The organism is Gloeocapsopsis crepidinum LEGE 06123, from assembly GCF_015207655.1.
GTDB lineage: Bacteria > Cyanobacteriota > Cyanobacteriia > Cyanobacteriales > Chroococcidiopsidaceae > Gloeocapsopsis > Gloeocapsopsis crepidinum.
In genome coordinates, this window is the sequence record NZ_JADEWN010000035.1 from 46,937 (window position 1) to 57,618 (window position 10,682).

General features: G+C 42.3%; 11 protein-coding genes. 7 read left to right on the forward strand and 4 right to left on the reverse strand.

Features of this window, described 5'->3' with window-relative positions; all coding sequences use genetic code 11:
- Positions 1 to 47: 47 nt before the first annotated feature.
- Both IQ230_RS14800 and mutT read left to right on the forward strand, forming a co-directional pair.
- Entirely contained in the window at positions 48 to 389 is a 342-nt protein-coding gene (locus IQ230_RS14800; protein ID WP_099703863.1) for a DUF760 domain-containing protein, read from the forward strand.
- A 223-nt stretch (positions 390 to 612) separates the two neighbouring features.
- Positions 613 to 1,023 carry an 8-oxo-dGTP diphosphatase MutT gene (gene mutT / locus IQ230_RS14805; RefSeq protein WP_193932724.1) on the forward strand — a complete coding sequence of 137 codons (411 nt, stop codon included), beginning with the start codon at positions 613 to 615 and terminating at the stop codon, positions 1,021 to 1,023.
- Positions 1,024 to 1,044: 21 nt separating this feature from the next.
- On the opposite strand, the gene IQ230_RS14810 is transcribed toward mutT, so the two are convergent.
- Positions 1,045 to 2,208 carry a histidine kinase gene (locus tag IQ230_RS14810; protein ID WP_228054959.1) on the reverse strand — a complete coding sequence of 388 codons (1,164 nt, stop codon included), beginning with the start codon at positions 2,206 to 2,208 and terminating at the stop codon, positions 1,045 to 1,047.
- A 369-nt stretch (positions 2,209 to 2,577) separates the two neighbouring features.
- On the opposite strand from IQ230_RS14810, the gene IQ230_RS14815 reads away from it, so the two are divergent.
- The 4 genes from IQ230_RS14815 (at position 2,578) to IQ230_RS14830 (ending at position 7,512) form a co-directional block, all read left to right on the forward strand.
- Positions 2,578 to 3,864, forward strand: coding sequence for an S-layer homology domain-containing protein (locus IQ230_RS14815; RefSeq protein WP_193932726.1), 1,287 nt, complete (start codon positions 2,578 to 2,580; stop codon positions 3,862 to 3,864).
- Between the two features lie 293 nt (positions 3,865 to 4,157).
- A complete protein-coding gene (locus IQ230_RS14820) occupies positions 4,158 to 4,814 on the forward strand; it encodes a DUF3386 domain-containing protein (protein WP_193932727.1) in 657 nt (218 codons plus the stop codon).
- A gap of 110 nt (positions 4,815 to 4,924) precedes the next feature.
- The gene (locus tag IQ230_RS14825) at positions 4,925 to 5,155 is read left to right on the forward strand and encodes a NifU family protein (RefSeq protein ID WP_193932728.1); all 231 of its coding nucleotides are present in this window, start codon (positions 4,925 to 4,927) and stop codon (positions 5,153 to 5,155) included.
- A 122-nt stretch (positions 5,156 to 5,277) separates the two neighbouring features.
- The gene (locus IQ230_RS14830) at positions 5,278 to 7,512 is read left to right on the forward strand and encodes a glycoside hydrolase (RefSeq protein ID WP_193932729.1); all 2,235 of its coding nucleotides are present in this window, start codon (positions 5,278 to 5,280) and stop codon (positions 7,510 to 7,512) included.
- Positions 7,513 to 7,762: 250 nt separating this feature from the next.
- Here the strand turns inward: IQ230_RS14830 and IQ230_RS14835 are convergent, their stop codons facing one another.
- The 3 genes from IQ230_RS14835 to IQ230_RS14845 form a co-directional block, all read right to left on the reverse strand.
- On the reverse strand, positions 7,763 to 8,200 hold the full coding sequence (locus tag IQ230_RS14835; RefSeq protein WP_193932730.1) for an OsmC family protein: 438 nt from the start codon (positions 8,198 to 8,200) through the stop codon (positions 7,763 to 7,765).
- 193 nt (positions 8,201 to 8,393) lie between these two features.
- The gene (locus tag IQ230_RS14840; protein WP_193932731.1) at positions 8,394 to 8,630 is read right to left on the reverse strand and encodes a hypothetical protein; all 237 of its coding nucleotides are present in this window, start codon (positions 8,628 to 8,630) and stop codon (positions 8,394 to 8,396) included.
- Between the two features lie 27 nt (positions 8,631 to 8,657).
- Positions 8,658 to 8,906, reverse strand: coding sequence for a hypothetical protein (locus IQ230_RS14845; RefSeq protein WP_193932732.1), 249 nt, complete (start codon positions 8,904 to 8,906; stop codon positions 8,658 to 8,660).
- Between the two features lie 422 nt (positions 8,907 to 9,328).
- Here IQ230_RS14845 and IQ230_RS14850 point away from each other — a divergent pair, with 422 nt between their 5' ends.
- On the forward strand, positions 9,329 to 10,171 hold the full coding sequence (locus IQ230_RS14850; RefSeq protein WP_193932733.1) for a YwiC-like family protein: 843 nt from the start codon (positions 9,329 to 9,331) through the stop codon (positions 10,169 to 10,171).
- Positions 10,172 to 10,682 lie beyond the last annotated feature (511 nt).

Consider the following 10,682-nt stretch of genomic DNA (forward strand, 5'->3'; position numbering starts at 1 on the left):
CAAGCCTCTCAATTGAGAATAGACTATAGCTAAACCGGAGGTACACAGTGAGCGACGTATCTAACCAAGCTTCAAGATTTTTTGATGGCGAAGAGAACAGCGGTCTATTATGGCAGTATGTTCAAGGGCTAAGTCCAGAATCCGTTAATCAACTCTCTAAACCTACTTCTGGGGAAGTGTTTCAAATTATGGAACGCAATATTATCGGACTTTTAGGAAATTTGCCTCCAGAAAATTTCAACGTTAGCATTACAACAACCCGCGAGAATCTAGGGCGTCTGCTAGCGTCAGCCATGATGAGTGGTTATTTCTTACGTAACGCAGAGCAAAGGATGCTGTTCGAGAAATCTCTGCAAGCAGCTGAAGCCAGTAACTCAGCACATGAATAGCTACTATGATTGTACTATGTTACATCGAACATCGCTGCAGCATGTATTACATGCATATCTAACTAACAATGAACTCGGCAAGCAAACATCTCGCTCAGCCGAGTTATATAATTTTGGCAGAGAGATTACCAGTATTCAAAACTCAACAGATACTATTGCTAGTAGTAGCTGAATAGATGACTATATATCTGTACGCTCGATAACTCCATTAAGAGGTTTCTGGGTGATAGTTCCGCATAAAATTATCGGTGTTGCTGTTGTTTGGAATGACCAAAAACAAATTCTGATAGATCGCCGTCGTCCAGAAGGAAAGTTGGGGGGACTCTGGGAATTTCCTGGTGGTAAGATTGAGCCAGGAGAAACGGTGGAAGAGTGTATTAGAAGAGAAATTAAAGAAGAATTAGGAATCGAAATTGACGTTGGCGAACATTTAATTACAATTGACTACACTTACCCACACTTACAAGTGACTTTAACAGTACATTTGTGCAAGCATCTATCTGGTGAGCCAATGCCAATTGAATGCGACGAAGTTCTCTGGGTCAGTTTAAACGAAATTGAGCAGTATTCTTTCCCTACAGCTAATACTCAAATTATTGCTGCCATTAAAAGATACTCCCAAACAAGAAGCTAGTTTCAGTTTGAGAAAACATCTTCAAGTTGGATAAACTGGTAGCGTGAAGTGAAAGCAAGAGCCACCTGTGGGTGGGCAATCTACCCAAATTTGACCATAGTGTGCTCTAATAATTCGCTGGCACAGACAAAGACCAATTCCATAGCCATCTTTTGCTTGGTCTCTTTCTAAGCGAAAATGGTTTTCAAAGATGCGATCGCGATTTTCTTCAGGAATTCCAGGACCTGTGTCACAAATACTCAATTGAATTTTTTGAGTTGTGCGATGTAGCGCAGAAACTCGTATGGTGCCATTTGTTGGCGTGTATTTGATTGCATTATCCAATAAATTGATTAAAACTTGGCGAACTCTTTCTTGATCGGCATAAATACGTGGTAGATCGTGAGGAATATCAGTTTCTACTTTCTGATTTTTGTCGTTCGCGCGATCGCTTAATTGCGTAAGCACATCATGACACAGTTGCTTTAACTCTAATTTTTGTGGCTGAATGTTTAATTCAGCTGCGGTTCCGCGTGCCGCTTGCAACAACCCAGCAATCATTTTATCAATTGACTTTGCTTGTGTCCGCGCTTGCTTCAATAACTGCGCTATTAAATTTGGTGTGAGTTGAGGTTGTCCTTGACGTGGATTTAAATTTGTTTCTAGAGTCTCAAGAGCAATCGATACAGCAGTAAGAGGATTTCGCAAATCGTGTGCCAACATAGCAATGATTTGTTCTTTAAAGTGTAGCTGTTCTAATAACTTTTCTTGTTCGCGTTTTAAGCTAAAAATTTCGTCTGCCATCAGCATTGCTTCTGCTGAATCGGCAATTGAGCGCATACCATCTTGTGATGATATGATATCTGCTGATTTGCTGTTATTCTCTAGTTTCTCTGCGATCGCTTGTTGCCAACGCGGCCACCAAGATTGTAGTTGGGCAATTAAATTGCTGCCAGCTAAAGTTTGCCGTGGTTCTGGATAAATTTTAATCAGTGCTGGTGTAGCAACTAATTTAAAGTGTTCTGCGAAATATGGTTGCTCGCCAACGTCAATACTTTGAAGTTCAAATACATATTTTTCTTGTAACTCTTTGAGGTAGTGATATATTTGCTGATTCTGTTGCTGAGAACCGGAACGTTCATCAACAAACAGCAATAGCTGAAGCGGTGCGCGAGAATCACTAAGCTTTTGAGGAAAAACCTGCATGAAATTTTGTTGCAGCACAGGAAACAGGTTAAGCTTGCTAATATCTTATACTTAAATTTAATATTTATTTTGTCTTTTGGATACTAGGCAGAGCGCAAGTTTTCCATAACTCATCTACCATCTCATCAAAATCTCCCTGATTTAGTAGAAACATATACAAAAAAATATTGTCCAGCTAGTCATCCATAACCTTCTTCATAAGCAGTGTCAGCAACTCTCAAAAAATTACGTTAGCGTAAGAAGTGACGGTATCTTCTCTGAACGACTGTGTTGACATCAAGATGCTTTTTCCGAGTAGCTAGTATAGCTGTGTTATTGGCATCTGTAAGTGCCTGTGCGAATAGTCAATCTAGCAGAAGTCTAGAGCAGATGTTAGCTGCAGATCCTAGATTGGAGAATAACCCTGCGATCGCCTTTAGTACAGGTAATAACAATAGAAATCAACCTACTCCAAATCCCAATATTCAGCTACCAGCAGACTTTCCACCAGAAATTCCGCGTTATCCTAATGCTCAACTGCAGGAAGTTACACAATCAACAACGCGCTGGACAACTTCTGACCCAATGAATGCTGTTCAAAGCTTTTATCAAAATGAGCTTCAGACAAATAATTGGGATGTAAGTCAGTCAACTCAAGAGGGAATATTAGAAGCACAGCAAAACGGGTTGCGCGTTACACTCGCGATTCCGGCAACAACCAATCAAAGTAGTACTGCTGAGTCAAACTTAGCAGGAAATACAGAATTCACAATACAATACACTCGCGATACCACGGCTGCAGCTAGTCCATCAATATCGGCTGAGACAGACAACGTACCACAACCAGGAGATGCAGATTTTATTGGTCCAGTCCCATCACAGCAAAACGAGCAAACAGCACAATCTGTAGATAGCACGGGTCAACAGACAAATACTCCACAAACTTTCAACGATACTAACCAAGCGCCACAAGAATTACGTCAGTATCTCCAAGACTTAATAGCATTAGGTGTGCTGCCACTGCAAGCAACATCTAAAAGTAGTGCTCCTACAACTCAATTTGAACCAAGTAAAACTGTAATGCGGCGAGAGTATGCGCGTTGGTTAGTTACTGCAAATAACCAATTTTATGCTAGTAGCCCTGCGCAACAAATTCGCGAGGCATCTTCTTCTGCCCAACCAGCATTTCAAGATGTACCGTCATCCGATGCAGATTTCCCAATTATTCAAGGTTTAGCAGAAGCAGGTTTAATTCCTAGTCCGCTCTCAGGTAGTTCAACAACCGTGCTATTTCGCCCTGATGCACCGCTAACGCGAGAACAAATGATTCTATGGAAAGTTCCGCTAGATACGCGCTCCTCACTCCCTAATGCTTCAGTAGAGGCAGTACAGCAAACGTGGGGTTTTCAAGATGCAGCAAAGATTGAACCAAGAGCATTACAAGCCGTCTTAGCAGATTTTCAAAATAGCGATCGCTCAAACATTCGCCGCGTTTTTGGCTATACGACGCTGTTTCAACCCAAAAAAACGGTAACTCGTGCAGAAGCCGCAGCTGCATTGTGGTACATTGGCTCCGCAAGTGAAGGCGTTTCAGCGCAAGAGGCACTACGATTACAGCAATCTGGTACATCACAAGCTACATCAGAGTCTTTATCTCCAACTACTGAATACGATTAGTCAGATTCTCTTGGTTTTAGGTAATGGGCAATAGGAAACTGGGAGAGTTGATTAAAAAGAGAGTTATGAGTTTAAGAGAGTTCTTCTAATTCAAAATTCAAAACTTAAAATAATTGCCTCCGGCACGCTGACGCGAACAAAACTCAAAACTGATTACTAATCATAAATGCCTCCCAACTATGAGCGCTTTCCGAAACTCAAAATTCAAAACTCTTTCACTAGCCACTAATCACTCGCCCCCCACTCCTCAAACAAGAGATAATAGTACAGTTGAAGTCAGTCAGAATGATTACATGACACAGCAATTAAGTGCCACTGAAATATTTAAAACTGCTTACGAGAATCGCTATACCTGGGATGAAAACTTTCCTGGATATAGTGCTGATGTAGAGTTAAAGCAAGGTTCTGAAGTCTACACAGGTCACGTACGCATCAATCAGGATTGGAGTGTGGAAGTCACTGGGATTGACAATGAAGAAGTGCAAGAGAGTGTCTACACGCAACTGCGAGATATTGTCACGCATCGCAAGCGCTCTAGTTTTGAGCAGTCGCATAGCAAGCACGAATTCAATCTAGGTGAAACTGACTCTTCAGGTGCTGTTGAGATCCTAGTGAAGGGCGATTCAATGGGGTCTAACTACAAAATTCGCGGTACAGAAATTTGCCAAGTGAGCCGCGTTATGGGGCGTATGGCGTTTGTGATTGATACTCACGAAAGCTTAGATACTGGAAAAGGTTATGTTGCATCGCGCTATGATGCTGTATTTCGCAATCCGCAAACAAACGACGTGATGAGAGTTTTGAATTTTGAAGATACTTACGAGAAAGTCGGTGACTACTATGTCATGACCAAGCAGGTTGTGCACTCGTATGAGAATGGCAAACGGACTACAACAGAATTCAATTTTTCAAATATTAAGTTGCTCGAACCAGTAGCTGTAGAGGCATGAATGAACTAGTGGGTGTATCCGCGATCGCGCCAAGCCCACGCTCCGCGATCGCATAAATTAGATCTAGGATCAACTTATCAACATTTGCAAGCTGAACGAGGTCTAGATTAATGGAACTGACAACAAATAACGTAGAAACAGTTCTGGATGAATTGCGTCCTTACCTGATGTCTGATGGCGGTAATGTAGAGTTAGTAGAACTCGATGGTCCTATTGTCAAATTACGGCTTCAAGGAGCCTGTGGTAGTTGTCCTAGCTCAACAATGACGCTGAGAATGGGAATTGAGCGCCGTTTACGGGAAATGATTCCAGAGATTGCTGAAGTTGAGCAAGTTCTGTAGTTAATAGGTAAAAGGGACTAGGGACTAGGAAGGTAAATTAGGATAAAGTGGTTAAGAAAATATCATAGTTTTTCTGGCTTACCTGGTAAACCTAGTAATACCTAGCCTCTAGCCCTTAGCTTATGGCGCATCCTCTATACGTTGCATTTGTTTGGCATCAACACCAGCCTCTGTACAAAGGTCGAGATAGCAGCATTTCATTATCTGCACACAGTCAATACCGACTACCTTGGGTACGGCTGCATGGCACAAAAGATTATTTAGATTTAGTCTTACTGTTAGCACGCTATCCGAAGTTGCATCAAACGGTAAACTTAGTACCTTCGTTGATTTTGCAACTCGAAGATTATATCAATGGCACGGCGTTTGACCCGTATTTAGCTGTCAGCTTGACGCCAACTGAGCAACTCTCTCAACAACAAAAACAGTTTATTATTGAACATTTTTTTGATGCGAATCACCACACACTAATTGATCCGCATCCACGTTATGCCCAGTTGTACCACCAAAAACAAGAACAAGGCAAAGCGTGGTGTTTAGAAAACTGGCAGTTGCAAGATTATAGCGATTTACTAGCGTGGCATAATTTAGCGTGGATCGATCCGTTGTTTTGGGACGATCCAGAAATCGCAGCATGGTTACAACAAGGTCGGAATTTTACTTTAAGCGATCGCCAGCGGATCTATTCTAAGCAGCGCGACATCTTGGGTAGAATTATCCCCCAACACCGAGATATGCAAGACGCTGGGCAGTTGGAAGTCACCACAACGCCTTACACGCACCCAATTTTGCCTTTACTCGCGGATACTGATTCGGGACGTGTCGCTGTACCCAATATGACATTGCCCCAACATCGCTTTCAATGGGCAGAAGATATTCCTCGGCACTTGTATAAAGCATGGGAATTGTATCAAAACCGCTTTGGGCGAGAACCTCGTGGATTATGGCCTTCCGAACAATCGGTGAGTTCTGAAATTTTGCCTTATATCGTTAAACAAGGATTCAACTGGATCATATCTGACGAAGCTGTACTAGGCTGGACACTGCATCACTTTTTCCACCGTGATGGTGCAGGAAACGTGTGCGAACCCGAATTGCTGTATCGTCCGTATCGTTTAGAAACTCCAGCAGGTGATTTATCGATTGTCTTTCGCGATCACCGCTTATCAGATTTAATTGGTTTTACGTACGGTTCAATGCCTTCTAAGCAAGCAGCGACAGATTTAGTCGGACACTTAGAAGCGATCGCGCACTCGCACAAACACCGTCAACCTGAACAGCCGTGGTTAGTCACAATCGCGCTTGATGGCGAGAACTGTTGGGAATTTTATCCGCAAGATGGTAAGCCGTTCTTAGAGAATTTGTATCAAACTCTCAGCGATCATCCTCACATCAAACTTGTCACTGTCTCGGAATTTCTTGAAAAATTCCCTCCAATAGCAACAATTCCAGGAGAACAATTACACAGTGGTTCCTGGGTAGATGGTAGCTTTACAACGTGGATCGGCGATCCTGCTAAGAATCGTGCTTGGGATATGCTAGCTGAAGCTAGGGCTGTCCTTGCCAAACATCCCGAAGCAACCGAAGAAAATAACCCTGAAGCGTGGGAAGCTTTGTATGCGGCTGAAGGTTCTGATTGGTTTTGGTGGTTTGGTGAAGGTCATACTTCAAACCAAGATGCTATTTTTGACCAACTATTTCGCGAACATTTGTGCGGAATTTATCAAGCACTAAATGAACCGATTCCGCCGTATCTGCGCTTACCTGTAGAATCTCACAAAGTTCAAGCCGATCATCGTCCCCAAGGTTTTATTCATCCTGTGATTGATGGTATGGGTGATGAGCAAGACTGGGATCGTGCTGGACGTTTAGAAGTTGGCGGGGCGCGAGGAACAATGCACAAAAGCAGTGCAATCCAGCGATTGTGGTATGGGGTAGATCACTTGAATTTCTACCTGCGAGTAGATTTAAAACAGGGCGTACAACCAGGGCGTGACTTGCCTTCAGAGTTACATTTACTCTGGTTTTATCCCGATCGCACAATGCACAACAGCCCAGTGCCACTAGATGATATTCCGAATGAAGCTCCGGTAAACTATTTGTATCATCACCAGCTAGAAATTAACTTGCTCACTCAGTCAGTTCATTTTCAAGAGGCTGGAGAACACCATCAATGGCATCCGCGTTACAGTCGCGCTACTGTAGCATTGAATAAATGTTTGGAAGTTGCCGTTCCGTGGGCTGATTTACAAATGCCTCCAGATTATCCGTTACGATTGGTTTTAATGTTGGCAGATGAAGGTAGTTTCCGCAGTTACTTGCCAGAAAACACTATGATTCCGATTGAGGTGCCTTAGAAAAATTATTTCAACGAAAGGGCTTATTCTAGTTCAGGGTTTCAAACTCTATCGAAGCCTTGAACTCAACTGTGTTATGCATGCATCACAGATGCCCTTCGACTTTCTTCGGAGCTACCTAAACAAAGTGGGCGCGTCTGTTGAGTTTTATGAGTAAGTCTGTGCAGGTGGACAGGGTTTATCTAGTAGCGAATTTATTTGCAATTCTTTTCATGCAGGAGGTCTAATCGCTTGAAAGTACGTAAAATTTTTACTGGAGAGAAGCTTTTAAGTTGATCGCTACACTACCTCGTAATGCATTAGAAACAGGACAAATCTGTTCAGCTTCCTGCGCAATTCGATTGAATGTTTCAGCATCAATACCTGATAGCTGACCTTGTGTTTCTAACTGCATCTTCGTGATTTTGAAGCCTCCATCCTGCGATTCAATAGTACAGGTAGCCTGGGTTTGAACCTGTTGGGGCTGATATCCTTTTTCGTTAAGCGTCAGTGTCAGTGCCATACTGTAACACGCAGCATGAGCAGCGGCAATCAGTTCTTCTGGATTGGTTCCTTGTTCATTCTCAAACCGCGTAGCGAAGCTGTAGGGAATATTGAGCAATACTCCACTTGCTGCACTAATTTGACCTTGCCCTTCTTTCACAGTGCCATTCCAAGTCGCTGATGCAGTCCGTTGTAGTGCTGGCATAACTTTCCTAACCGTTAAACTTTAGTGATTGTTTATAGTCTGACAAACATTTTTAATTCTTTTATTGAGGTAGCTCAGTTTTAACGTTGCCTTAAATATGATTTGAGCTTTGTAGCGATCGCCTAATACCTGTCAGAAAACAACGCAAGGCAACCTGGCTTTCGTGTTGGAAGCCTACTTACGCCTTCCATCTTTACACTAATGATGTTTGTGGCTCTAATTCACAGCTTTGTACTTCTCGACGCGACACAATCCGCAACTCACTGGGGTAACGCGGACGCGGATCATCGACTAACCAAATCGGAGGTACCATCATAGCTTCATAGTAGTCAATCCGATGCAGAACGCCTGGATTGTTTTTGAGTTCTACAATCGTTCCTGGTAGATACTCAAACATTTCATCCCAATCGATAACTGACTCGGTATTCATTGCTATCAACCAATTTCATTTTTTCAATCAACAATAGAAATCGCTTCTGTCGAGAACAACCTCACCATGATCTGGTACCCAGGCGAGCCAAGTATCTGGAGACTCTTGACAGAGCAACTTAGCTTCGTCAAATGCGTATTCACTCGGCGATTGCAGTAGCTTAACCCAAGTGTCGCGCGTGTAAGTGATCTGGCAAACTGGATTCCAGCCAGAAGCGATCGCACTTAAGGGTGCAGGTGCTGGAAGACAAATTGGATTGGTTGATTGAAGCGACATGCTTGTTCTCCGTCTTAAATCCATTAAAACTTAATAAAATCTCCCTACAGCGAACTGGGGAATTCAATTTAAATATTTCTGTATTCAATTTTACAAAATGACTGCGCAATCATCCAATTATGCTAAATAAATTAATAAATCCTGACATAACAGATTCGGATGCTGTTCAAACTCCTGGGTATTCTGCATAGCTTGGGAGTCCTTGTCTAGACAGGCAGAAGGTGCCTAAGCATCACAGCGCTGGTTGCGTCGATGAGTTTGCGAACATTCCAAGCGATTGGCAGCTTTGTTGCTAGATCGACTGAACTACCTTGACAGTGTTATTTGTAATTTAAGGCGTGAGAATTGATTTCGTAGGTTTGGTTTAGAGATTGACTGGTTTTCAATTTTGTGAATGCCGAGAATATTTAGGAGATATGTCAATGACGCCTTCGCAACCCAACTCTATCCAAGAAAATTCTGCTTCTCAGTCCCAATCATTATTTTCTCATGCTCCAGTCTGGTATCGTCCTACATTTTCACCAGAGCATGGAGTCTATGTCGTGCTATTTGTGTCATTTCTGACAGGAGCGGCAGCCGCGCAACAGTGGACGTTAGCAACAACGCTAGCACTGATTTGTGCTTTTGCCGGATTTCAGGCAGAGCATCCGTTGGTATTGCAAATTAAACAACGGCGCAGTTGGAAACCCCGATTTCTTGTTTGGGGCGGAATTTACACTGGAATAGCATTAAGCCTTGCGGTTTATTTGTACCTGCAAACGCCTGTATTAGTATGGTTATATCTAGGTGCGATCGCGGCTTTTGCGATTGATGCAATTTCGGTTTTTTATCGGCAGCAGAAATCGGTAATGAATGAACTACTTACTTTTGCTGCTGTTTGCCTTGCTGCCTCTTTTGCCTATATTGCGACAACCGGAACTTGGGTGGTTTCGCTACTGGGTTTGTGGCTCTTAAACACGCTGTTTTTTAGCAGTGCCATTTTTACCGTGAAACTGCGCAAACCTAAAACGGCATCGCTCGTTCCAGGAGTAATTTATCATGCGATCGCAAGTGTGATTGTTGGGGTTCTCTGGTACATCGGCTGGCTGACTCCCATCGCTGCGATCGCTTTTGGCATAGTGCTGCTCAAGTTTGGCTTGATTCTGGTACGGCGAGAATGGTATCGAACCACTCGAATTCAAAATGTTGCAATGCTAGAAACTGTTTCTGCTTTGCTCTTTTTCGTGATCGTTGCGATCGCGCTTTTACCTGCGCACCTTAGCTAGCTTAAGAGCCTCACAAAAAGAAATCTGTACAGATAAGAGTTTGAGTGAATGCTCAACGAACCTCTACGGATTCAACAAAAATATGCATAAAATAATATTATTAATTACAAATAAAAGCCTACCAAAGTATAACGTCAATTCCTGATTTTAATGGTTGAAAAAGATTTATTTTAAGTAAGTTTATTCTACTCAAAACATGGGTCTGTAGCGTTTCAAGCCTTGATAAGTATTTATCTTAATTAAAATTTGATTAGATCGATTCTTTCTTGAGAAATGTGCATAAAAGTTTCATTTTTTGACAAGGATTTATGTTAATTAAAAGAATGTATTTACAAAAGCTTTAAATTAAATAGCTGAGTTTCAAGCCTTGATAAGGATTTATGTTACAGCCTATTGCAAGTTTATGAGGTACAGTAAGAGGAGTACACAAATGAAGTCTAATGAAACCGTACTCGCTCGACTTGCGAGAAAAAATAGTTAAGGCATACACACAAGGTGACACCTCAATCAG